Annotated in this window: 22 protein-coding genes and 1 pseudogene; 5 read left to right on the plus strand and 18 right to left on the minus strand. The window is 70.1% G+C overall.

Annotated elements, in window-relative coordinates; genetic code table 11:
* Nucleotides 1–117 precede the first annotated feature (117 nt).
* Entirely contained in the window at nt 118–669 is a 552-nt protein-coding gene (gene thpR, locus AW272_RS34625) for an RNA 2',3'-cyclic phosphodiesterase (protein ID WP_066374081.1), read from the minus strand.
* A 336-nt stretch (nt 670–1,005) separates the two neighbouring features.
* Here thpR and AW272_RS34630 point away from each other — a divergent pair, with 336 nt between their 5' ends.
* Both AW272_RS34630 and AW272_RS34635 read left to right on the plus strand, forming a co-directional pair.
* A complete protein-coding gene (locus AW272_RS34630) occupies nt 1,006–1,788 on the plus strand; it encodes a carbonic anhydrase family protein (RefSeq protein ID WP_169807686.1) in 783 nt (260 codons plus the stop codon).
* 349 nt (nt 1,789–2,137) lie between these two features.
* The gene (locus AW272_RS34635; RefSeq protein WP_157519055.1) at nt 2,138–3,277 is read left to right on the plus strand and encodes a tetratricopeptide repeat protein; all 1,140 of its coding nucleotides are present in this window, start codon (nt 2,138–2,140) and stop codon (nt 3,275–3,277) included.
* 16 nt (nt 3,278–3,293) lie between these two features.
* On the opposite strand, the gene AW272_RS34640 is transcribed toward AW272_RS34635, so the two are convergent.
* From AW272_RS34640 to AW272_RS34705, 15 genes and pseudogenes are all read right to left on the minus strand, one after another.
* Entirely contained in the window at nt 3,294–5,798 is a 2,505-nt protein-coding gene (locus AW272_RS34640; protein ID WP_066374086.1) for an FtsX-like permease family protein, read from the minus strand.
* The gene (locus AW272_RS34645; RefSeq protein WP_066374088.1) at nt 5,795–6,487 is read right to left on the minus strand and encodes an ABC transporter ATP-binding protein; all 693 of its coding nucleotides are present in this window, start codon (nt 6,485–6,487) and stop codon (nt 5,795–5,797) included. Before AW272_RS34645 ends, AW272_RS34640 begins: the two co-directional genes overlap by 4 nt.
* The gene (locus AW272_RS34650; protein WP_066374090.1) at nt 6,484–6,993 is read right to left on the minus strand and encodes a helix-turn-helix transcriptional regulator; all 510 of its coding nucleotides are present in this window, start codon (nt 6,991–6,993) and stop codon (nt 6,484–6,486) included. Before AW272_RS34650 ends, AW272_RS34645 begins: the two co-directional genes overlap by 4 nt.
* A gap of 99 nt (nt 6,994–7,092) precedes the next feature.
* Nucleotides 7,093–8,367 (minus strand): serine hydrolase domain-containing protein, encoded by a 1,275-nt coding sequence (locus AW272_RS41320; protein WP_083959015.1) that lies wholly within the window; start codon nt 8,365–8,367, stop codon nt 7,093–7,095.
* Complete coding sequence (gene murQ / locus AW272_RS34660) at nt 8,360–9,256, minus strand: N-acetylmuramic acid 6-phosphate etherase (protein ID WP_066374094.1); 897 nt, start codon at nt 9,254–9,256, stop codon at nt 8,360–8,362. Before murQ ends, AW272_RS41320 begins: the two co-directional genes overlap by 8 nt.
* The gene (locus AW272_RS34665) at nt 9,253–9,765 is read right to left on the minus strand and encodes a GNAT family N-acetyltransferase (RefSeq protein ID WP_439649179.1); all 513 of its coding nucleotides are present in this window, start codon (nt 9,763–9,765) and stop codon (nt 9,253–9,255) included. Before AW272_RS34665 ends, murQ begins: the two co-directional genes overlap by 4 nt.
* 3 nt (nt 9,766–9,768) lie before the next feature.
* Nucleotides 9,769–9,888: pseudogene (locus AW272_RS46335) on the minus strand (GNAT family N-acetyltransferase); the annotation flags it as partial.
* Between the two features lie 125 nt (nt 9,889–10,013).
* The gene (locus AW272_RS34670) at nt 10,014–11,015 is read right to left on the minus strand and encodes an ABC transporter ATP-binding protein (protein WP_066374099.1); all 1,002 of its coding nucleotides are present in this window, start codon (nt 11,013–11,015) and stop codon (nt 10,014–10,016) included.
* Nucleotides 11,012–12,022 (minus strand): ABC transporter ATP-binding protein, encoded by a 1,011-nt coding sequence (locus tag AW272_RS34675; RefSeq protein WP_066374100.1) that lies wholly within the window; start codon nt 12,020–12,022, stop codon nt 11,012–11,014. Before AW272_RS34675 ends, AW272_RS34670 begins: the two co-directional genes overlap by 4 nt.
* Nucleotides 12,023–12,028: 6 nt before the next feature.
* The gene (locus tag AW272_RS34680; protein WP_066374101.1) at nt 12,029–12,928 is read right to left on the minus strand and encodes an ABC transporter permease; all 900 of its coding nucleotides are present in this window, start codon (nt 12,926–12,928) and stop codon (nt 12,029–12,031) included.
* Complete coding sequence (locus AW272_RS34685; RefSeq protein WP_066374102.1) at nt 12,925–13,929, minus strand: ABC transporter permease; 1,005 nt, start codon at nt 13,927–13,929, stop codon at nt 12,925–12,927. Before AW272_RS34685 ends, AW272_RS34680 begins: the two co-directional genes overlap by 4 nt.
* The gene (locus AW272_RS34690; protein ID WP_066374104.1) at nt 13,926–15,716 is read right to left on the minus strand and encodes an ABC transporter substrate-binding protein; all 1,791 of its coding nucleotides are present in this window, start codon (nt 15,714–15,716) and stop codon (nt 13,926–13,928) included. Before AW272_RS34690 ends, AW272_RS34685 begins: the two co-directional genes overlap by 4 nt.
* Before the next feature lie 109 nt (nt 15,717–15,825).
* Complete coding sequence (locus AW272_RS34695) at nt 15,826–16,716, minus strand: MurR/RpiR family transcriptional regulator (protein WP_066374106.1); 891 nt, start codon at nt 16,714–16,716, stop codon at nt 15,826–15,828.
* Complete coding sequence (locus AW272_RS34700; protein WP_066374108.1) at nt 16,713–18,188, minus strand: glycoside hydrolase family 3 protein; 1,476 nt, start codon at nt 18,186–18,188, stop codon at nt 16,713–16,715. Before AW272_RS34700 ends, AW272_RS34695 begins: the two co-directional genes overlap by 4 nt.
* A complete protein-coding gene (locus AW272_RS34705) occupies nt 18,178–19,095 on the minus strand; it encodes an N-acetylglucosamine kinase (protein WP_083959016.1) in 918 nt (305 codons plus the stop codon). The genes AW272_RS34700 and AW272_RS34705 overlap by 11 nt, the downstream gene beginning before the upstream one ends.
* A gap of 121 nt (nt 19,096–19,216) precedes the next feature.
* On the opposite strand from AW272_RS34705, the gene AW272_RS34710 reads away from it, so the two are divergent.
* From AW272_RS34710 to AW272_RS34720, 3 genes are read left to right on the plus strand one after another with little or no spacing between them, the layout of a single operon-like run.
* A complete protein-coding gene (locus tag AW272_RS34710; RefSeq protein WP_066374114.1) occupies nt 19,217–20,173 on the plus strand; it encodes an iron-containing redox enzyme family protein in 957 nt (318 codons plus the stop codon).
* Complete coding sequence (locus tag AW272_RS34715) at nt 20,163–20,360, plus strand: CDGSH iron-sulfur domain-containing protein (protein WP_066374117.1); 198 nt, start codon at nt 20,163–20,165, stop codon at nt 20,358–20,360. Before AW272_RS34710 ends, AW272_RS34715 begins: the two co-directional genes overlap by 11 nt.
* Entirely contained in the window at nt 20,357–21,115 is a 759-nt protein-coding gene (locus tag AW272_RS34720; protein WP_066374118.1) for an SDR family NAD(P)-dependent oxidoreductase, read from the plus strand. Before AW272_RS34715 ends, AW272_RS34720 begins: the two co-directional genes overlap by 4 nt.
* Here the strand turns inward: AW272_RS34720 and AW272_RS34725 are convergent.
* Nucleotides 21,112–22,809: a VanW family protein gene (locus AW272_RS34725; protein WP_066374120.1), complete on the minus strand. Its 1,698-nt coding sequence runs from the start codon at nt 22,807–22,809 to the stop codon at nt 21,112–21,114. The two genes, AW272_RS34720 and AW272_RS34725, sit on opposite strands and share 4 nt — an antisense overlap.
* 62 nt (nt 22,810–22,871) lie before the next feature.
* Nucleotides 22,872–23,345 (minus strand): low molecular weight protein-tyrosine-phosphatase, encoded by a 474-nt coding sequence (locus AW272_RS34730; RefSeq protein WP_066374121.1) that lies wholly within the window; start codon nt 23,343–23,345, stop codon nt 22,872–22,874.
* Nucleotides 23,346–23,482 lie beyond the last annotated feature (137 nt).

A 23,482-nucleotide genomic window follows, 5' to 3' on the forward strand; every position in this document is an offset into this window, starting at 1 on the left:
GTGTTTGCCCGGTGGAAACGCCACCATGTATTTTCGGATGGCCGTTGCCATTCTTCTCGCCAAGGTCAGGAAATTCGACAAAAACCCGTTCGATTCACGCCTGGCGGTCTTTCCGGGTCACGTGCCGAGCGGGTAGGTCTCGACGGATTCGTACCGCAGGGGCGGGCCCAGGTGGCTGACGAACAGCTGCGCCTGGCCGGCGGTCCAGAAGTCTGATTCGAAGGCGCTCAGGGCCTCGGTCAGCGGCGCCAGGTCGGCGTGGGTCCGGGTTCTGGCGACGGTGAAGTGCGCGTGGTAGGTACGCCCGTCGGTGTCCCCCGCACCGGCCCGGCGCGCTCCCGCCGCGATCGAACCGGCCAGCCGCGACAGCCTTCCCGGTTCCCGCACCGCCAGCCACAGCGCGTTCGCCCTGCTTCGTCCGGTGAACGTGCCCGCCTTCCCCAGGGCCAGCGGGAGCGGCTCGTGGTGACGCGCGGCTCGGGCCAGCCTCTCCGTCAGTTCCGGCCGGGCTTGGTCGGGCACCTCGCCGAGGAACGCCAGGGTGATGTGCCAGTTGGCGGGCTCGACCCACGTCAGGTTCGGCCAAGCCTCCCGCAGGGGCGCCACGACCCGCTCGACTTCGGCCAGGACGGCGGGCGGCGGGATCAGGGCGACGAACATCCGGCTCATCCCCGCAGTATCCCGATTCCGGCGGGGTGCGGCAGGCGCGGAGTTCCGCCCTCCGTCGCCGGCCCGCCCTGCCCATTCGCGACTCCTCTGACCAAAACTCTGCGCGTGGCTGGGTCCCACTCCCAGGTGATGGATCAGTTGGGGCCCCAGCTCATCGGGCCACCTCGCTACCAAAGTTTCACTTTTGGTCATTTTGGCCGCGGCCCCGCCGAGTGACGGTTCATCTCTTTCGGCTATCCTCGCGAATGCCTTTATGTCGCCCTAAAAGCGGACATTGCTCCCTTGGCGGTCCGTCGGCGGCGTATCCCGGGCATCCCCTCGTACGAAAGGCGATCGGTGCGTTACCGTCTTGCGCCCCTTGCGGCTGCCGCAGTTCTCTCCCTTCCCTTAATCGCTCAGTCGGTTCCGGCTCAGGCCCAGGTCAAGCCGTGCCACGGCACCGGCACCAACGCCGCGGTCCAGAGCCCGATCCAGATCGACCGGTCGAAGTCGTGCCCGGGCTCCGGCCCCGCGATCGTGATCCACTACCCGGCCTCCGTCAACGGGACGCTCCTCTTCCAGGACAAGGCTCCCCTCGGCGAGACCAGCGAGCACGACGACGTGCGGTTCCTCATCGGCACCGGTGGCACCCAGCCGTACATCACCTACGGCGGCGAGCGTTACAACCTGAACAACGTGCACTTCCACGGGCACGCCGAGCACAAGTTCGCCGGCCAGGCGACCGCTCCGCTCGAGGCGCACTTCGTGCACACCAAGGCGACCGGCACCGGCTACGTCGTTTTCGGCGTGATGATCGACGCCAAGACCTTCCTGGGCCAGACCGAGCACGACAAGCTCATCAAGTCGCCCCCGGCCCTCGGCGCGTCGAAGCCCATCACGGGCATCCACCTGAACGACATGCTGCCCGCCAACCGCGCCACCTTCCGCTACACCGGCTCGCTCACCACCCCGGACGAGGTCGGCAACTACTTCCAGCCGGTCAACTGGGTCGTCTTCGACCAGCACGCGAAGGCGCACCGCCTCAACGTCCTCGGCTACCGGGCCCTGTGGGGCGCGGAGGGCAACTTCCGCGAACTGCAGGAGAACCACCCCGCCGCGAACATCTACTCGTACCACTAATCGCAGCGATTCCGAATACACGCCGGCCGGGGCTCACCTCGGCCGGCGTGGCCGGTTCACGAGCTTCTTCCAGGCTTTCTGTACGTCTCTCCGCAAGCCACCGATGAGCCAGAAAGCCTGAGGCGATCGAGCGCGGGCGCTCACCTGGATGCGAATCGACCGCGCATCGAGGGGGCGGCGTTGTATCAGTCGGCGCCATCGGCTGCACGCTCGACCAGTTCGGCAAGCCCGCCGCGTATCGAGGGTCGGTGTAGTACCAGTCGGCGCGCCGCCGCCCATCTCGGATGAGCTCATTCGACACCTGAAGTGGTGCCGCTCACGTAAAGGATCTGATGGCTAACCTGGAGAAATGAGGGGTGAGCTAGACCTTGTCCTGGAACTGTGCGATCTGGAACGTTTTGATGAGGCTCGCAGCCGACTGGACCACCTGATAGCGGAGTATCCAGACGATCCCCTTCCCATCTTTCTCCTGGCCCACGTCCATATCTGTGAGGGCAGTCCTCGCGCCGCCCGCGAGGCGATCGACCGGGCGATGATCATCACTCCGGAACTCCGGGCCCGCGAACTCGTCCAGGCCAGTCAGCTCTTCTGCCAGCTCGGTGACATCACCCAGGCGATCTCCTACGGCCGGCGCGCGATCGAGATCGATCCCGACCACCCGATGGCCCACCAGGCGCTGGCCGACGCGTACGCCGCCGACCCCGACCTCGACCTGATGCTCGTGGCCGACCACCACGCCGCGAAGGCGGCCGAGCTGGCGCCCGAGAATTCGGACACCGAGCCGCCGCCCGACGAGCTGGTGGAGAAGCGCACCTCCTGGAGCCTGGGGTGGATCGTGGCGGCGGTCGTCGTCACGTTGACCATGAGATGGCTGGGCCACCGGATCGAGGATCTGCTGGGGATCGACCGGCCTCAGGACCAGTCTCCGCTGGTGGGAATGCTGATCGTCCTCGCAGTGGCCGTGGCGGGAGTGTGGATCCACCGGGCGGTCAGGATCCGGCGCGGCGACGACAGGATCGATCACGCCATCCAGCGCTGGCGGGCCGTGTCCCGCGAACTCCAGGTCACGCTCCCCGCCAAGCGCGCCATCTCTGCCCTGAATCTCGCGGGCTGGCTCTGCTTCGTGCCGCTCCTCGTGACGGGGTGGCTCGGCTTCGGCGTGCTGGATGAGGGGGTGACGCCCAGTCCCGGGGCGGCGGCCCGCGCGGCCGTCGCCGTCGCCGTCTTGAGCCTGCTCCTGTGGCTGGCCCTGCGCTGGTGGCTCGGCCCCGGACAACCTCGGCGGTTCCTCACCTCGAGCCTGACGCTGTGCGTCTACCTGCTCATCACCAGCGGCCTCATGGCGACCTCCATCGCCATGGCGACCGCCGAGCTGACGAACGAACGCGCCTGGCTCACCGTCACCGTCCTCCACTTCGCCTGGATCGTGGCGGCCCTTGTGCCACTGATCATGGCGAGGGTCGCATGGGGCAGAGATCGCGCCCGTTGATGCATCGGGGCGTGAGTCACGAGAGCCGCCGGGCGAGCAGGGAACGGGTTCTGGTGATCAGGGCCAGCGCGCTCGCCAGTGCCGGTAGGCCCACCACCAGGGCGATCAGGAACGCCCACGGTATGGCGATCGTGGCCGGATCTCCCGTGCCCTGCGATGACATCGGGCGGCTCAGCGCCACTCCCGTGACCGCTCCGGCGGCCAGTCCCATGGCCGCGCCGAGGCCCGCGATGAAGAGGGCCTGACCGGCCACGACCGCCCGCAGTGTCCAGGGTGAGGCGCCGATGGCGATCATCGTCGCCCGTTCCGGGCGCATGTCGGCCGCCGCCAGGCGGGTCGCGGCCAGGGTGCCGCCGATCACGAGGATGAGGGCGGCGGGGAGCCAGGTCCAGATCCACAGTGGGCCGCTGCTGTCCCGGATGCCCATTTCGCTGCTGAACGAGACCCGGTTGGACACCTTGTAGAGGTCGCGCGGAAGGGTCGAGTCGGTGGGGAGCGGCTGCATCGTGTAGAGCGCGCGTTCGGCGGTGGTGAATCCGGCCTGCTCCATCAGTGATCGCGGCAGCAGCGCGCCGCCCTGGTGGTCGTCGGCGGGGGTGGCCACGACCGCGGGGACTTCAAGGCGGCGATCGGGGTGAGACGCGACGCTGGCCCGCAGGGTCAGTTTGCCGTCGCGAACGGAGGACGGGTCGAACACCACGGCCTTTCCGCTCGCCAGAGCCGCGGCCGCCGCCGGATCGTGGCGGCCCTGCAGGAGTGTGAGCAGGTCCTGACCGCCGATGGCGGCGGTCCGCGCGGTGCGGATGCCGTTCCAGCGTGTCGTGTAGCGCATGGCGTGGCGGCGTCCTTCGGCGTCGTACGCCTGGTAGCCGCCGGCCAGCGGCTCGCGCGGGAGCAGGCGGGCCGCCTCGCTCCGCAGCTTCGCCCAGGTCGGGTCTTTCATCGTGCCGCCCCAGATCGCCAGCATGCCGACCGGGCGGGCCGAGGTGTAGGAGTCGCGGTAGTCCTGCCACTGGCTCTCGGTGCCGATGCCCACCGCGACCGCCGAGGCGGTGACGGCCATCACCGCGGCCACGGCGCTGGCGGTGCGAGACCGGTTGCGCACCGCGTCGCGGACGGCGACCCGCAGCGGGACCCGCAGGCGTGGGGCGAGCAGCCCGGTGAACCAGATCAGCCACGGGGTCAGAATCACCAGCCCGAGCACGATCGGCACCGAGGCGACGAACGGCCACGCCATGGCGCTCTGCCGCCGCGCCACCACGCTCGCGGCCACCCCGGCCAGCACCAGCACGGCCCCGATCGCGGGCCAGATCAGAGCCCGCCCGCGCCGCGCGGTGGCGGCTACGGGCGCGCGTCCGGCCAGGACCGACGCGGTGTGCTGACGGCCCGCCTGCACGGCGGGTACGAGCGCCGCCACCAGCCCGGTCGCCAGCCCGAGGGCGGCCACGTCGAGAAGGGACGCCCAGGGGATGTCCGGCGGCCCGACAGTGCCCCCGAGGCGACCGAGGACCTGCACGGCCAGCAGCCCGCCCGCGATGCCCAGCGCGGTGGCCACAAGGGTGGCGAGACCGCCGAGGACCAGGCCGTCGGCCAGCACGATCAGCCGGAGGTGCCCGGCCGAACCGCCTTGGGCGGCGATCTCGGCCAGTTCGCGGCGGCGTCTGCGGAGACCGACGGCGAAGGCCGGCCCGGCGAGCAGCACGGTCACCAGTACGACCATGATCACCATGGCGCCGACGGCGATGGCGTTGGGGATGTTCCAGTCCTGAGCGGAGGTGCCTCCCCGGCCGAAAGGCAGAGCGCGGGCCGTGACGGACAGGCCCGCCTTGTTCAGCGAGGCCACATCGGTCCAGGAGACGGCCTTGGGGGTGTCGGCGAGCCATCCGGTGCCGAATTCCCTCGCGGACCACATCTCATCCGCCGGCGTCAGCGGGACGTCCGGGCCGACGACCTGCCGGATCGTCGGCTGATGCGGATGGTCGACCACACCGACCACCCGCAGCGGCGCGGCACCGACCGGGCGGAGGAGATCGCCGGGACGCAGACCGAACGCGGGCGTCACGGCGACCTCGCCGGCGTCGGGATACCGACCCTCGCTCAGGGGCAGCATCCCGCTGGTGAGAGGGTCGCGCAGATCGGTCACCACGGCCATGACCCGGCCGGTGTCGAGCCGGAGGTCGCCGACGCCGAAGGGAACCAGGCGGGTGCCCGGCCCGAGGACCGCCATGACCTCGGCCGTGCCGGCCGGTGGGCCGATCGCCACACCGGTGTTCCAGGAAGATCCGTCGGGGCCCTGCTGGAGCGACACCCCGTCGGGCACCCGCGTAAGGAGCGCGTCGGCGGTGCCGAGCCGGCCGGCCATTCCCTCCTGGGCGTTGACGCTGCTGGTGGCGTACATGACGAGCATGCCGGTGGTCACCAGGACGGGCAGGCCGATCATCACCATGATGAGGGCGCTACGGCCCTTCGCCCGCCATGCGCTCCGCCGGGAGATCCGCAGCGCGGCCACCACGGCGCTCATCGGGCGCTCACCATCGGCACGTCGGTCGCGTCGGCGACGACGCCGTCGCGCAGGAACACCACTCGGTCGGCCCAGGCCGCGTATCGGGGCTCGTGGGTCACGAGCAGCACCGACGCGCCCGCCTCGCAACGGGCGGCCAGAAGCCGGAGGATCTCGTCGCCCCCAGGGGTGTCGAGGGCGCCGGTCGGCTCGTCGGCCAGCAGCAGACGGCGCTCACCCACCAGAGCGCGGGCGATGGCTACCTGTTGACGCTGGCCGCCGGACAGTTCGTCGGGGAAGCGGTCGGCGAAGGACTCGGCGCCGATCTCGGTGAGCACGGCCATGGCCTCTTCGCGGGCCTTCCGCGACCGCACGCCGTCGAGTTCGCGGGGCAGCATGACGTTCTCGGCCGCCGTCAGTGAGGTGATCAGGTTCAGGTCCTGGAAGACGTAGCCGACGCTGCGGCGGCGTAACGCCGCCAGGTCGCGCACGGCGGCGAGGTCGTGGCCGTCGATGTGGACGGTGCCCGACGTCGGCCGGTCGAGCCCACCCGCGACGTTGAGCAGGGTCGACTTGCCCGACCCCGACGGACCCATGACCGCGACCAGCTCCCCCTCAGCGATCTGGAGGCTCACCCCCTTGAGGGCGTGGACGGCCGTCTCACCGTCTCCATGGACTCTGGTCACCCCGGCCAGCGCTAAGACGGTCATCGTGCCTCCTTGAGAACGGCCTCGCAGTGGTCGAGCCACCGTTGCTCGGCCTCGGCCTGGAAGATCATGGAATCGAGCACGAGCAGCTGGGCCGGCCCCCCGGTGACGTCACGCTTGGCCCGGGTCAGCTGCTGGAGAGTGCGCATCGTGGCGGTGCGCTGCCGGCGGACGACCTCGGCGACGTCGACCGCTTTGGCCGCGACGGCCATGGCCAGCTTGATGACCAGCTCGTCGCGCGGCCGGTCGGACGGGACCACCGGCGTGGTGAACCACCGCTCCATCTCGGCCCGACCGGCCTCGGTAATCGCGTAGACGACCCGGCCCTGGTCGTCGGACTCCCCCGCCTCGACCAGGCCGTCACGCTCCATGCGGGCAAGCGTCGTATAGACCTGGCCGACGTTCAGCGGCCAGGTCGCCCCTGTGGACGCCTCGAACTCCACCCGCAACTGGTAGCCATGACGAGGCCCCCTGCTGAGCAGAGCGAGCAACCCGTGCCTGATCGACATAGTTACTCAGTATGCATACCGAGTATGCACTCAGCAAATCGATCAACGCGAGCGACTACTTGCGGGCGACCACGGAGCATCCGATCGTCGAGACGGTCGTCAGGAAGAGAGCAACGAGTGACCGAACGCGGCGACGCCGTTGCGCAGTTCGCGAATCCCGGCCCGCCCCCGCACCGGATGCACGTTGTTGGTAAGCAGGACAACGGTCAGTCCACGCGCGACGTCCACCACCAGAGACGTCCCCGTGAATCCCGAATGGCCATACGCGTCGGCCAAGGGCCCGACGATCGCCGGATCACCGATCCGGAAACCCAGCCCCTGCCGGAAGGACGCCCCCGGCACCCTCTGATCCCGCATCATCTCCGCGACCGATTCAGCCGAAAGCACCCCGGCGCCACCCGCGCGCAGAATCTCCGCGAACCGCATCAGATCGCCGGCCGAAGAGAACAGCCCGGCATGCCCGGCGACCCCGCCAAGCGAGTGAGCCGTCTCGTCATGCACCTCGCCCCGCACCACAACCCCGGGAAGTCCCGACGTCAACGTGGTCTCGCCCCCTACGACCGCCCCGAGCTCCGAGGTCAGCGCGGTCACGACGCGCGCCTCACCCTGCGTGCCCGCCCCGCGTTCCGAGGTCGGCCCGGTCTCAGCAAGCGCCTCACCTCGCCCGACCCTGCCGCGGTCTGAAGTCAGTGTGGTCTCACCACACGCGCGTCCCACCGTCGACGCGGTCTCGTCAGAGACCTCGCCGGGCGCTCCGCGTTCCGGCTTGAACTCGGTCGCCGCGATCCTCGGCAGGAAAGTGGCAGGCGGCCGGAAAGAGGTGTCGCCAAGCCCCAACGGCCCCGTGATGATCCGTCGCACCAGCGAGTCCAGCGTCGAACCTGAAGCGATCTCGCACTCCCGCCCCAACGTGATCATCCCGACGTCGGAGTACACATACGCCGCCCCAGGCGGCGCGGTCGACTCCGCGGACAGCACGAAATCCCAACGCCCCTCCCCCGGCGGCACCCCATGAGGCCGCCGCCCCGGCGGCAGCCCGGCTGTATGTGTCAGGAGATGCCTGACGGTGATCGAGGGCCGCGCGCCGTAATAGGAGGGCAGCCACGTCGCAACCGGCTCGTCCAGCGCCAAGAGGCCCGTTTCGACCAGCGACAACGCCACCACCGTCGTGAACAGCTTCGTCAGCGACGCCAGATCGAAAACGCTGTCCTCCCGGACAGGAGGCCGCTCGGAGGCGAGTGTCCCGGAGGCGTCCGCGTATCGAACGAGTTCTCCGGCGGAAGCCACTGCCACCGGAACCCCGTCGACGGCGATCAGCGCCACCGCCGCCGAGGCCACCTCGGGCACCGCGGCGGCCAGGAGCCGGTCAAGCATGGTTGAGTGCGGAGTCCAGGCGGTTTCCTGACGCGACGAGGATGGCGCGGGCCCGGTCGGCGGGGACGGCGTGCTCGATCATGATGACCGCCGTCTTGAGTTCCAGGCCGGCGGCCTCCAGGACCGAGCGGGCCTCGTTGAGGCCGGTGCCGGTGATGTCGCTGACGATGCGGGCGGCGCGGTCGGCGAGCTTGGAGTTGGTCGGGGACATCTCGACCATGTGGTTGCCGTAGGTCCGGCCGCTGCGGACCATCGTGATGGTCGAGATCATGTTGAGCACGAGCTTCTGCGCGGTCCCGGCCTTCAGCCGGGTCGACCCGGTGATCACCTCGGGGCCCACGATGACCTCGAGCGCGTGATCGGCCGCGACCGACAGCGGGCCGCCGGCGTTGCACGACAGCCCGACGGACAGCGCGCCCCGGCGCCGGGCCTCGGTCACCGCGCCCACCACGTAGGGGGCGCGGCCGCTGGCGGAGATGCCCACCACGGAGTCGAGCGGGCCCACGTCGCCGACGGCCGCGGCGCCCGCCGCGGCGTCGTCTTCGGCGCCCTCGACCGATCTGACCAACGCCTCCTCGCCTCCGGCGATGATGCCGCACACCTGATCAGGTGATGTCCCGAACGTCGGAGGACATTCCGAGGCGTCGAGGACGGCCAGCCGGCCCGAGGTGCCGGCGCCGATGTAGACGAGGCGTCCGCCCCGGGCCATGCGCGCGGCGATGGCGTCGATGGCGGCTGAGATCGCGGGGACCACCGCGGCCACCGCACCGGGGACGGTCGCGTCGGCCGCGTTCATGCGGCGGGCGATCTCCTCGGTGGGGAGCTCGTCGATCCGGCGGTGCCGGGGATCGCTCTGTTCGGTGACCAGGCCGCCCAGCGACTGTGTCATGAGAACTCCTTACGGTAGAGCCAGAAGACCCGCTCGACCCGGGCGCCGACGGCCTTCGCGTAGAACGGGATCGGGCCCACCCAGGCGATCTCCGCGTGAGACAGCCCGGTGGCGGCCATGTCGGCGAGGCAGCGCCGCAGCAGCGCCCGGCCGACCCCCCGGCCGCGTGCCGCCGGAGCGGTGCCCATGGGGCCGAACCAGTGAGGGCGTGTCCCCCAGGCGGCGAATCCCACGATCTCTCCATCGACCTCGGCGTGATAGCACCCGGTGGCCTGTGAGGCCTCCCAGGCCCATGCTTCATTCCAGTTTTCCCGGACGAACCCGGCAACCCCCTCCCGATCATCCGAGACCGGGAGATCGTCGGAGAAATCCTGGGAAAGGTCGACGGTCATGTTGCAGGCCGTCTGATACCGCTCGTACCCGAGACTCTCGGCCAGACACAACGCCGGCGTGTAGCGCACGTCGATGCCGGGCCAGGCGTAGCAGGGCGGATTCCCGGCGAAGCGCATCTCCTTCGCCCCTTCTGAACGGGCCCACGTCTCGGCCTCGGCGACGAGGGCACGCCCGACCCCGCGCCGCCGGGCCGCCGGATCGACGGCGATCAGGTCGATATGCCCGACCTCACCGGACATCGAGGTGAACACGAGACCGTCCTTGAAGGCGAAGGACGTCCAGCGGCGGTCCTCCGGCGGCGCGACCAGGCGGTCGGCCAGCGCGAGGGCGACGTCGGCGTCGAGATGCAGAGCCTCGCCGAGGTTCACGCGAGCGCCTCCACCGGGATCACGCTGCGGCGTTGCGGGTGGTAGCAGGCGTGCGCCTGAGCACCGTCGGACACCAGGGCGGGCACCGCCGCCTCGCACTCCGCGGTGACGAAGGGACAGCGGCGGGCGAACAGGCAGCCGCTGTCGGCGTGGGACTCGTCGAGGGCCTCGGTCGGGACGACGCGGTCGGGGCCCGGCAGTTCCACCCCGTGCAGGACGGGGATCGCGGACAGCAGCGCCTGCGTGTAGGGGTGCACCGGGCCGGAGATCACGCTCTCGGTCGGGCCGCTCTCGACGACCATGCCCCGGTAGATCACGTAGAGCTCGCCGTCGCCGCCGATGTAGCGGGCCGTGGCGATGTCGTGGGTGATGAACAGGACGCTGACGTCGAGCCGTTCGCGCAGGTCCTTGAGCAGGGACAGCACGCCGAGCCGCAGCGACACGTCGATCATCGACACCGACTCGTCGGCGACCAGCACCTCGGGATCCACGGTCAGCGCGCGGGCGATCACCACGCGCTGACGCATGCCGCCGGAGAGCTGGTGCGGGTAGCGCGGCAGCACGTATCCGGGGTCGATCCCGACGAGGGCCAGCAGCTCACGGGCCCGCTCGTCCATCCAGGCGCTGTCGCGGCCGGTCTGCTTGGCGCGCAGGGCCAGCGGCGCGGCCAGGGTCTGGTGGATGGTGCGGGTCGGGTTGAGCGCCGAATAGGGGTCCTGGTGGATGAGCTGGATCCGGCGGAAGAACGGCTGGCGGTGCCGGTGCTTCAGCGTCGACATCGGGGTGCCGTCGATGACGATGTCACCCGAGTCGTAGGTCTCCAGCCCGGCGACGATCCGGCCGAGGGTGGTCTTCCCGCAGCCCGACTCGCCGATGAACGTGACGGCGCCGCCCTTGGGGATGGTGAAGTCCACCCCGCGCAGAGCGGGCACCGCGCGGGCGCCGAGCATGTTCCCGCGCTGTTTGTACGTCTTGGTGATGCCACTCGCGGTGATCACGCATACTCCTTGGGAACGACCGGGGTGGCCAGGCGCCCGACCGCGTGGCAGGCGACGGTCCTGGCGTCCCGGGTGACCGGCACGGGGTCGACGGTGTCGCACACGGCGATCCGCATCGGGCAGCGCTCGCGGAACACGCACCCCTGAAGGGGGATGGTGCCCAGCGTGGGCGGCCGTCCGGGCAGCGCCGTGGCCCCGTCGATGTCGCCCGACAGGCGCGGGATCGCCCTGATCAGGCCCTTCGTGTACGGATGCCGGGGCGCCCCCAGCACCTCGGTGGTGGGACCGTGTTCGACGACGCGGCCTCCGTACATGACCGCGAGGCTGTCGGTCACCTCGGCGGCCACGCCCATGTCGTGGGTCACGATCAGCGTGGTCAGCCCGCGCTCGTGGTGGACCTCGCGGACGATGCGCAGGATGGCGGCCTGCGTGATCATGTCGAGGGCGGTCGTGGGTTCGTCCAGGACCACGAGATGGGCGTTGAGGACCAGGGCGAGCATGATCCCGACCCGCTGCCGCATCCCGCCGGAGAGTTCGTGCTGGTAGGAGTCCAGCACCCGGCCGCCGTCGAGACCCATCCGCCCGAGCAGCGAACGCGCGTCCTTCAGCAGGGCGGGCAGATCGTCGAAGTCGTGTGAGCGCCCGAGGTCGAGCAGCTGCTTGCCGACCGTCTTCAGCGGGTTCAGCGAGTTCTGGGCCGCCTGGAAGACGTAGCCGACCTGGCGGCCACGGGCCTTGCGCAGGTCCTCGCCCTTGAGTTCCACGATGTTGCCCAGGCCGTCGATCTCGACGGTGCCGTTCTTGATCCGGCCGGGCGACTGCACCGCGTTGAGCAGCGACAGCGCCAGAGTCGACTTGCCGGAGCCCGATTCGCCGACGATGCCGGTGATGGTGCCGGGGGCGAGTGACAGGGACACGCCCCCGAGCGCGGGGAGTTCCCCGGCGGGGGTCTTGTAGACGACGGTGAGGTCGTCGACGCGCACGCCGGGCGCGGAAGTTCTGGTCATTTTGGCCTACTCCTCACGCAGACGTGGGTTGAAGATCTCGTCCATCGCGTCGACGACCAGCACGATGCCGAGCGTCAGCAGCAGGATCGCCAGCAGCGGCGCCAGCAGGTAGGGCAGCGCCGCGGTGCTCGACAGGGCTCCGCCGCCGAAGACCGACAGGTTGAGCATCACGCCCCAGTTGTTGGCGTCGAACGGCAGCACGCCCAGGAAGAACAGGCCGACCTGCGCGTAGATCGCGCCGGTGACGGCGATGAGCATGTTCATGGCGATGTAAGGAGCCATCGAGGGCAGCAGTTCGCGTCCGATGATGTGCCGGGTCGACAGTCCGAGGCCCTTGGCCGCCTCGATGAAGCCGCGTTCCCGCAGCGAGAGCGACTGCGACCTGACCGCACGGGCGATGCCGCCCCAGCCGAGCAGGCCGAGCACGACGCCCATCTCGATCGGGCTGGTGAACTTCCACACCGTGGACAGCACCAGCAGCAGCGGCAGGCCGGGGATGGTGAGCTGGAGGTCGGTGAGCCGCATCAGCACGGTGTCCCAGCGGCCCCGGTGGAACCCGGCCAGCAGGCCGATGACGGTGCCGAGCGCGACCGTGATCACGGCCGTGGTCAGGCCCGCGAGCAGCACATATCGGGTTCCGGTGACCACCAGGGCGAGCACGTCGGTGCCCTCGAAGTCGGTGCCGAACGGGTGCGCCCAGCTCGGTGAGGCGTAGAGCGCGTTGTCGTCGCGCGGCAGCGGGTTCGGGTAGAGCAGCGGGCCGAAGATGCCCATGAACACGAACACGAGGACGATGCCGACGCCGACCATGCGGCTGGGCTTGCGCCGCATCACTCGCCCGACCCCGCGCCAGAAGTTGCGGCGCAGCGTCACCGTTGTCGGCGGCATTCCTTCAACGACGGTCATGCCGTTTCTCCCTTCCGGACTCGGGGGTCGATGACGGCGTACAGAAGGTCGGCCGCGATGTTGGCGATCACGATCGCGACGGTGAGCACCAGGAAGGTGCCGCCCATCAGCGCGTAGTCGCGGGCGCCGATGCTGTTGACGAGCAGCAGGCCCAGCCCCGGATAGTTGAAGATCGACTCGATGAAGATCGCGCCGCCGAAGAGCATGCCCAGAGACAGGGCCAGGATCGTGAACAGCGGCAGGATCGCGTTGCGGGCGATGTAGCGGAACAGGATGCCCCGGCTCATGCCGCGCAGCTCGGCGGCCATGATGAAGTCGTCGCCGAGCACGGTCGCCACGCTCGATTTCATCGCCAGGATCCAGCCGCCGTAGCTGGCCAGCGCGTAGGTCAGCACCGGCAGCGTCGCGTGCTGGATCAGCGAGGCGATGTAGGGGCCGTTGAAGCCCGGCGTGAACATGATGTCGACAGGGCCGCCCGAGGGCAGGATCGGCCACAGGGTGGAGAAGACGGCCACCACCAGCAGGGCGATGACATATTGCGGCACGCCGTGCAGCAGCGAGCCCGAGATCGACAGGGCGTCGCCGAGCTTGCCCGACCGCTTGACCGCCGCGTAGACGCCCAGGGTCACCCCGAGCAGGAAGCTCAGCAGCGTGCCGCCGAGCACCGGCAGGATGGTCCATTTGGCCGCCGACCCGATGATGGTCGCGACGCCGGTGCCCGGGGTGCTGAGCGACTGGCCCAGGTTGCCGTGGATCAGGCCGTTCAGGTAGTCGACGTACTGGCTCCACAGGCTGCCCTTCGGCAGGAAGCCGTAGAGCGCCGCCGTGGCGCGTTCCGCCGCGTCGGGCGACATGCCCTGTTCGATGAGCTTCTCGTACTGGCCTCTGACGGGGTCACCCGGGATGTTGCGGATGATCACGAAGCTGAGCGTGGTGACCACCCAGATCATGGCCAGACCCCGGGCCAGGTGGCCCGAGAGCCGCCGGACGACGGTTTTCATCGGGCCCCCTGTTGCTTGATCAGACCGAGCTGCATCCACACCCCGGCCGGCAGGCGCAGCATGTCGCTGTCGTTCGGCGGCCAGCCGGTGAAGCGGGAGTCGTTGACGAACTGGGTGTTCACGTAGTCGTACAGCTGGATCATCGGCAGGTTCTGGTTCGTCAGGGTGGCCAGGGTGCCGACGATCTGCTTCTGCTGGGCGGGCGTGGCCGCGTTCAGCTGGTTGGTGAGCGCACCGGGGTTGACGCCGTCAACGGTCTCGGGGCCGCCCATCCAGTTGCCCTGGGTGCCCGGCGCGACGTGGGTCAGGTTCCCGGCGAGCAGCTGCCAGCCGTTGGCCGAGCCGTAGATGCGCTGGTAGATGTTGTACGGCGCGGGCCCGAGAGCCATCAGCCACAGCCCGATGTCATACTTCCCGGCCGCCAGCTCGTCGAGGTAGAGCGTGTAGTCGGCCGAGGTCAGGACCGACGCCTGGATGCCGTGGTCGTTGAGCTGGCTGGTGATCGCCTTGGCGGCGGCGACCCAGTCGGAGAACGAGGCCGGCACGTGGAGCTCCACGACCCACGGCGAACCGTCGGGCATGGTCCATTTGCCGTTGACCTGCTTCATCCCGGCGGCCTTCAGCTCCTGCGCGGCCTTGGCCGGGTCGAGCTTGTACTGGTCGAGGCCGTTCTCCGAGTTGCCCAGCCACGACTTGGCCGACTCGGAGTGGATGCCCGTCGTGGTGGGGGACGGGGTTCCGCCCTCGGGCGAGGCGACCTTGGTGACCTGCGAGCGGTCGATCAGGTAGGCCAGCGCCTTACGGACGTGCACGTTGTCGTAGGGCGCCTTGGTCTGGTTGAACGCCATCGACACCGCGACCGGGGAGAAGCCCTTGACGACCTCGTTGCCGTCGGTCTGCCGGATGCGGTTCAGCACCCCGGAAGGAGTGGCGGTGAAAGGCGCGCTGTCGAGGCGACCGGCGATCAGGTAGTTCCAGATCTGCTGGTTGCCCGTGTAGTTGAGCACCTTCACCATCTTGGGCGCGATCTTGTCGCTGGCCCAGAAGTGCTTGTTCTTCACCAGCAGCGCCTCGCCCGGATTCACCCGCTCCAGCACGAAGGGCCCGGCCGAGACGTCCTTGGCCGGGGCGAAGGTGATGACCTTCTGCGCCAGCCCGGTGATCGTGGCCTTGGCCTTCTCGGCGGCGGGCCCGGTGCCCCTGGCCAGCTTGAGCTGGGTCCAGAAGTCGGCGGGCAGCAGCGAGCCGAACACGTGGGCCGGGACGACCACCGTGGACAGCACGTTCCGCAGGAAGGTGTTGCTCTTGTTGGCGCCCTGGGTGACCTTGAGCGTGTGGGCGTCGACGACGATCACGTCGGCCGCCGCTCCGGCCGCCTTCGGGTCGACGGCGTAGGCGGTGCCGCCCTGGGTGTAGGCCAGGCCGATCGAGGTCTTCACGTCTTCGCTGGTCACGGGCTTGCCGTCAGACCATTTGGCGTTCGGCTGGAGGTGCACAACGACCTGGCTCTGGTCGGGCGTGGTCGTCCAGCTCTGGGCGATCCCCGGATAGAACAGGTTGGGGTCGACCGGATCGTTCTTGGGCCATGCCAGTGACATGGCGTCGTAGCCGAGGAACGTGTTGCCCTGCGGGTTGAACGGGTTGATCGGCGCGGTGGCGTCGATCTGCTTGGCTCCGTCGATCGTGGTGTAGACGCCCGCTTCGCCGGACCCCCCCACGCCGCTGCACGCGGTGCCCGTGACGGTTGCGATCACCGCCACGGCTGCGATCGCCGCGAGTCGTCTCATGAACTTCTCCTGGTTGCCGGTTTCCCTGGACGATACGGGCGGCTTCCGGAGAGGTCAATTTTTTTCACCCGTGGCGACGGGTGTGGAGTAAATTTTTACCAATCGGCATCTAGCTGCGAAGACGTCGTGAACCGTAGGTGTCCAATGCGTCTTTGGTGACCCGGAGAGCGGCGTCGGAGACGCTGAAAGTCCGCTGGGCGACGCCCACGAAGATGCAGTCGACGATGAGCAGCTGACTGATCCGGCTGGCGAGCGCGCCGGGCCGGAACTCGGTCTCCCGGCCCGCCGAGACGAGAACGTGGTGCCCCAACTTGGCCAGAGTCGAGCGGGGGTTGTTGGTGATCGCCACGACGACCGCGCCGGCCTCCCGGGCGGTTCTGACCGGCTCGACCACGTCGGCCGTCTCGCCGGTGCAGCTCACCGCCACCCAGACGTCGTCGGCGGAGGCCAGCGCCGCCGCCGTCAGCGCGAGGTGGACGTCGGTGAACGGGTGCCCGGCCAGGCCGATGCGCATCAGCTTCTGCGCCATGTCGGCCGCGACCAGCCCGGAGGCCCCCACGCCGAGCATGCTGACCCTGCGGGCGGTGGTCAGGACGTCCACGACCTTCCCGAGCCGCTCCGGCTCGAGCTGGGCGGCGGTGTCGGCGATGGCGTCGGACTCGGCGCGGGTGACCTTGGCGATCAGGTCGGCGAGCGGGTCGGTGGGGCCCAGGTCGCCCGGCACCAGCCGGTCGGCCCCTCGCTGCGACTGGGACTGCGCCGAGGCCGCCGCGAGCGCCAGGCGCAGCTCGGAGTAGCCCGAGAAGCCCAGCGCGCGGGCGGTCCGCACGATCGTGGCCTGGCTGGCGCCGGAGGTGGCGCTGAGCTCGGTGATCGTGCTGCGGGCGACCATCGCGGGATCGTCGAGGATCAGCCGCGCGATCGATCGCACCGAGGGGGTGAGCGAGGGCAGCACGGCCCGCACGCTCGCCACCAGGTTCGCGGCCGTCGGTCCGCTCATGGGGGGCTCTCTTTCTCCGGTACGGGGGGTCGGTGGGCCAGCCGGCGCGCGGCGGCCCTGGCCGAGGCGAGGGAGTTGCCGTGCGTGGCGACGTAGCCGGCGCCGGAGGGCGGCCCGGGGAGGCCGGTCTCCACCACGATCGCGTCAGGCCGGGATTCCAGGGCGCGGCCGAGGATCTCCCTTATCCAGCCGTGCCGGCGGGCGTCCTGGACGACGATCACCAGGGGCCGGTCGCCGTCGAGATCGGGCAGGGGGTCGCCGACGGTGACGGTGATCGCCTCGGTGCCGGGGAGGAGTTCGGCCAGCGCCCGCGCCACGCCGGGCGGGGTGCCGCTGTCGGCGGCCTGGTGGGGGCGGGCGACGATCTCCACGACCAGCGGCGCCTCTTCGAGCCGGGGTTCGCCGACCACATGGAGGGCCGCGGCGGCGGCCGTCAGGCCGAGGTCGTCGTCGGGTTCGGCGGCGGCCAGCGCCCTGGCGGGGGCCTGCCGGGCGTGCCAGTCCACGAGATCCTGAACACGCTGCGAGGCTTCGGCCAGGCGTTCTTCGGGGAGCCGGCCGTCGTGGACGGCGGCCACGATGGCGTCGCGGAGGGCGTACACGGAGGAACCGTCGTGGGAGGAGATCCCCGCGCAGACCGCGTCGGCCCCGACGGACAGGGCGCGGACGGCGATCTCCTCAGGGGCCCAGTGGGCCGCGACGGCGCGCATCTCGATGGCGTCGGTGACGATCAGACCCTGGAACCCCAGGATTCCCCTGAGCAGGCCGGTCATGACGGTGTGGCTCAGCGTCGCGGGCACGTCGTCGAGCGCCGGCACGAGCAGGTGCCCGCACATGATCGCCCGCACGTCGGCGTCGATCGCGGCCCGGAAGGGCCGGATGTCCCGCTCGGTGAGGATCTCGGGCGACACGTGGACGGTGGGGAGCTCCACGTGAGAGTCGGCCACCGTGTCGCCGTGCCCGGGGAAGTGCTTGGCGCAGGCCGCCACCCCGGAACTCTGCAGCCCGTCGACCCAGGCCGCGGTGTGCCGCGCCACGAGTTCGGGGTCGGCGCCGAACGAGCGGACGCCGATGACGGGGTTGTCGGGGTTGGCGTTGACGTCGGCGACGGGGGCGTAGTCGAGGCTGATCCCGGTCGTGCCGAGCAGCCTGCCGATCCGCCGGGCGACGTGTTCGGTGAGGGCGATGTCGTCGGCGATGCCGAGGGCGTGGTTGCCCGGCCACGAACTGCCGGTCCGGGCCTCCAGCCGGGTGACCGAACCGCCCTCCTCGTCGACCGCCACGATGACGTCGGGGCTCTCCGCGCGGATCGAGGCGACCAGATCGGCCGCTTTCCGCTGGTCGGGGAGGTTGCGGGCGAACAGGACGACCCCGCCGAGGCCGTCGCCGAGGGCCCGGCGCAGCCAGTCGGGCGGCTCGGTGCCGTCGAACCCCGGCTGGAGCACGCTCATCGCCATCCGCTCAAGCCGCATGCGCGTCCCCGATCACCCGGCGGTGCGCGTCGGCCGACGGGAAGGCGGCCCGCAGCCCGAGCGCGGCGGCTCCGGCCGCGTTGTCTCTCGCCGGGATGGCCTCACCGACTTCCTGGCGGACCAGACGGGCCAGTTCGGTGGGCTGGGTGAGCAGAGATCCCGCGAGGACCAGCGGGCCCTTGAGCTGCCCGAGCGCGCGGGCCGACCTCGTCAGGCGGCGGGCGGCGTCGACGATGATCATGCGGGCCACCTCGTCGCCCTCGCGGGCGGCCTGGTCGGTGATGGGCGCGAACCGGCCGAGAGAAGCGGGGCCGTGGTCGGCTATCTGGGCGTACACGTGGGAGACGATCTCCGGTTCCGAGGTGCCGAGGTCGAGCCGGTCGACCAGATCCGTGCGGACTCCCCGGCCGTCGAGGGCCTGCAGCGCCGCCTTCACGGCCTGGCGGCCGATCCAGACGCCGGAGCCCTCGTCGCCGACGAGCCAGCCGTGGCCGTCGACGACCTTCGCGACCTCCCACCCCGAGATCCGGGCCGCGACCGCGCCCGTCCCCGCGAGCAGGACCGTGCCGTCGGGCTCGGCCGTCGCCCCCGCGAAGGCCACGAGCACATCCGCCACGACGCTCGGGCGCCCGGGTAGCCCGGCCGAGTGCCAGGCCTCCCCCGCGAGTTTCCCGGCGCGGCCGGCCCCCGATCCGGCCAGGCCGAACACGCCGCCGACGACCCGGGAAGGGTCGAGCCCGCGCATGGCGTCGCGGAGCGCGGCGAGCAGATTGGCGGCCGGATCGGCGGCCGAGAGCACGTTCGCGCCCTCGGCCAGGCCGCGTCCGGCGACCTCGCCCGACTCGCTGACGACGACGCACCGGGTGCTGGTGCCCCCGCCGTCGACTCCGATGATCAAAGCTGTCACAGCTCATCCCCCTGGAAATACCTTCCAAGAAGGTACAAGAGGATGAAGATTTCCTACAACGACCGCGCTGTTAGCCTCGTCACTTCTCGGTTATCGACGGCAGGCCGGGTATGGGGTCGAAATGGGACACCTGCCCAGGCCACGCGGCCCTATTTCCGAGGGGATCATCTCGGCGCTCAGCGGTGGCGCACTGCCATCGGCGGGCGTCACCGACCCGTTCGGGGAAGATCTCCAACTGTCCCTGTACGTCTGCTACGAGCTCCACTACCAGGGCTTCTCCGGCGTGGATTCCGGCTGGGAGTGGGACCCCGACCTGCTGAGACTGCGGCTGGACCTCGAACGGGTCTTCCTGGGGGCGCTGCGCGACGGCGTCCCGGGCGGCGACGACGTCGAGGCGGCCATCGACGAGCTGATGACGGACGCCCCCGGCGGCGTCTCCCACTTCCTGGAGGACAAGGGCGAACTCTGGCACCTGCGGGAGTACGTCGCCCACCGCTCGATCTACCACCAGAAGGAGGCCGACCCGCACGCCTGGGTCATCCCCCGGCTGACCGGCCAGGCCAAGGCCTCGGTGGTCGCCGTGGAATTCGACGAATACGGCGGCGGCCAGGGCTCGGCCATGCACTCGGCACTGTTCTGCGACCTGATGCGCGGCCTCGACCTCGACGACTCCTACCTGGCCTGGCTCGACGACGTGCCCGCGCCGATGCTGGCCGTGGTGAACCTGATGTCGATGTTCGGCCTGCACCGGTCGCTGCGCGGGGCCCTGGTGGGCCACTTCGCGGCGGCCGAGATCACGAGCTCGCCGAGCGCGGCCAGGATGACGCGGGCACTCGACCGGCTGGGGGTCGAGGAGACGGTGTTCTTCACCGAACACGTGGAGGCGGACGCCGTCCACGAACAGGTGATGCGCCGCGACGTCATCGGCGACCTGCTCCGCCGCGAACCCGAGCTCACCGCGGACGTGGTCTTCGGCCTCCAGGCGACCGACCTGGTGGAAGGCCGCTTCGCCGCCCACCTGCTGGGCGCGTGGGACGCCGGCCGGACCTCACTGCGGGAGGCCGCGGATGCCCGATGAGCGGCGGATCACGATGGTGACCGGCGGGCCGATCCTGGTGGAGGGCCCGGTGGAGATCACCCTGGACGACGGGCAGGTGGTGCGGTCGGACCGGTTCGTGGTCGCGCTGTGCGCCTGCCGTCGCAGCAAGACCTATCCGTTCTGCGACACCAGCCACCGCCCGAAGCACCGACGTGGAGAGACATGAACATCGATCTGACCGGCAGGACCGCGCTCGTCACCGGCTCGACGCAGGGCATCGGCCTGGCCATCGCGACCGGCCTGGCCCGCGCCGGGGCCAGAGTCGGGGTGAACGGCCGCAACGCCGAGCGGGTGGAGAAGGCCGCGGCCGAGGTGGGCGGATTCCCGGTCGTCGCCGACGTGGTGGCAGGCGCCGACGAGGCGCTGCCGGACGTCGACATCCTGATCAACAACTTCGGGATCTTCGAGTCGCGCCCCGCCCTGGAGATCACCGACGAGGAGTGGCGGCGCTACTTCGACGCCAACGTCCTGTCGGCGGTCCGGCTGACCCGCGCCTACCTGCCCGGGATGATGACGCGCGGGTGGGGCCGGGTGCAGTACATCGCGAGCGACTCGGCGGTGACGACGCCCAGCGAGATGATCCATTACGGCATGTCGAAGACGGCGCTGCTGGCCGTCTCCCGTGGCTTCGCGAAGGAGGCGGCCGGGACCGGCGTCACCGTCAACAGCGTCATCGCCGGGCCGACCCACACGGGTGGGGTCGAGGAGTTCGTCCACAGCCTGGTGGGCCGTGACCTGCCATGGGAGGAGGCGCAGCGCGAGTTCATGCGGCTGCACCGGCCCCACTCGCTGATCCAGCGGCTGATCGAACCGGAGGAGATCGCCAACATGGTGACCTACCTGGCCTCACCGCTGGCGTCGGCGACGACGGGCGGCGCGCTGCGGGTCGACGGCGGTTATGTGGACGCGATCCTGCCCTAGCCCTCGCAGGTGAGAACGGGCTCGGCGTCGTAGACCGTGTGGAATTTCTGGCGGCGTACTTCCTTGCCGTCCTTCTTGAACACACGGGTCACGTCGATCGAGAAACCCTGGGCGCCGCCCATGGGAAGGCAGTCAGGCCCCGAGTCAGTGATGGGTGCGGCGGTCCTGGTGTCATACGCGCCGGAACTCTCGGCCTCGACGTCCCAGCGTTTGGTGCTCCAGAACGTCACGGTCACCGACGTCGAGGTGTACGAGGTCGTCACCAGCACCCCGTACTTGGAGTCGTTCTTCCACCGGAAGTCGGGCTGCGGGAACGACACCGTCGACTCGCGCCCGGCCGGGTAGCGGGAGATGTAGTACTGGTGCGCCATGTGCTGGACGTCCTCGAAGCCGCCGAAGAACACCGCGTTGAACATGGTCGTGACGAACTGGGAGATGCCGCCGCCGACGTCGTTGACGAACCGGCCGGCGGAGATCATCGGCGCCGAGACGAAGCCGCGCGCGGTGTCGCGCTTGCCGACCGTCCCGTTCAGGGAGAACGTCTCCCCCGGCATGACCAGGTGGTTGTCGAGGATGTCGGCGATGGTGTGGATGTTGGTGACGCGCGGCGCGCAGCACGGGTGCTGCGTGGTGAACGTCGAGACCTTCTCCTTGATCCCCAGCGCCTCGGCCTTCGCCGTCGTCAGCGCGGGCTCGCTCGTGGTGAAGGACACCTCGACGGTACGGTTCCCGCCGCCGGCGACGGTCTCCTCGACCGACGTCTTGAGCGCCTCCGCGTCGACTCCCTGACCGGTCTCCGACGGCACGACCACGGGCTTGCCCTTGACGATTTCGAAGGACGCGTCCTTGGGCGCCTTGGCCGCGTCGACCAGCCGGTCCTCGACTCCCACGAGGGCCTTGCGCGCGTTGAACTGCGCCCGCAACTTTCCCGTCCCGTCGGGGAGGAAGCGCAGGTTGGCCGCGACGACCTCGGTGGACAGCTCGGCCGACCGGTCGCCGTTGGTCAGCGTGATCGGCTCGATCGCCCCGGCGGCCGTGGCGTCGGCGAAGCGCCGCATCTCGTCGGCCGTGACGCGCGGCTGGACGGTCCCGAGTTCGACGGTGACCGCCTCGGCGCCCTCGAGATAGGCCTGCCGCAACCGCGTCGCGGTGACGTTCCGGTCGATGACCCGTCCGTCGGCCGGGGCGGCGACCCGGGGAGTGGTCCCCTGGTAGAGGATGCCGCCCTGTTTCGCCGGGCGGTCGACGCCTTCGGCGATCCCGGCGACGGCGGTCGTCAGCAGGGCCTCGTCGACGGTGAGCCGCAGCGGGATGTCCCGCCGCCCGAACAGCGAGCCCAGCGAGGTGACCACGCCGCCGTGCGCGTCGGCCACGGTGGCGGGGACGTCGAAGGCGAGGCCGGCCTGCTGCGGCGTCACCGGCACGGTCTTCTCGCCGGTCGTGACGGCGATCGGCCGCACGGCCCGGTCGGCCAGCGCGGTGGTCAGCTTGGCGCGCGCGTCGGCCGGGTCGAGACCGCCGATGTCGATCCCCGCGACGTAGGTGTTGCGCGGTAACTCACCCGCCATGGCCACGGCCGGGCCGCCGACCGCCGCGACCAGGGCGACGACGACCACGGCGGCGATGACCAGGGGCGTCCGGGAGCGTCGCCGGGGAACGACGGGCGGGTGCGGCCCACTCTTCACGTACGTCACAGCCGCCTCCCGCTCATTTTTCCGGGCATTTTATGGCGAGACGGACATTTATGCCGAGTCAATCACGGGGTCAAATGCGCTTTTATCTCTGCGATGAGCCCGGGGGCGGCGGCCTCGATCTCGACGCGGGTCCGCTCGAAACCGGCGCGGTCGCCGTAATAGGGGTCGTCCACGTCTGGGGAGTCGGCGGCCGGGTCGAACTCGCGGAGCAGGCGGACCTTGGCCCGGTCGGCGTCGGTCGGCGCCATCGAGCGGAGGTCACGGAGATGTCCGCCGTCGAGTGCGATGATCAGGTCGTACCGATCGAACCAGAGGGCGCGGAACTGGCGCGCGCTGTGAGCACTGGTGTATCCGGCGCGGCGCAGGGCGGCGACCGTGCGCTGGTCGGCGGGCTTGCCGGTGTGCCATCCGTGGATGCCCGAGCTGTCGACCTCGACGTCGAGGGCCTCGTCTTGGAGCCTGCGACGGAGGATGTGCTCGGCCATGGGAGAGCGGCAAATGTTACCCGTGCAGACGAAAGTCACCCGAAAGACCACGGAGCGACCCTAACACCCTGGGCGTTTTGTCGCTTTGTGTCCGAATAGACCATTTAGTTATCGAAACTTCCTAAATCGGTTGTTTCGATACCTTGACGGTGATCATCTCATGGGCGAAGACTTCAAAAACACTCGCG

The sequence above is a fragment of the Herbidospora mongoliensis genome, assembly GCF_001570545.1.
GTDB classification, from domain to species: domain Bacteria; phylum Actinomycetota; class Actinomycetes; order Streptosporangiales; family Streptosporangiaceae; genus Herbidospora; species Herbidospora mongoliensis.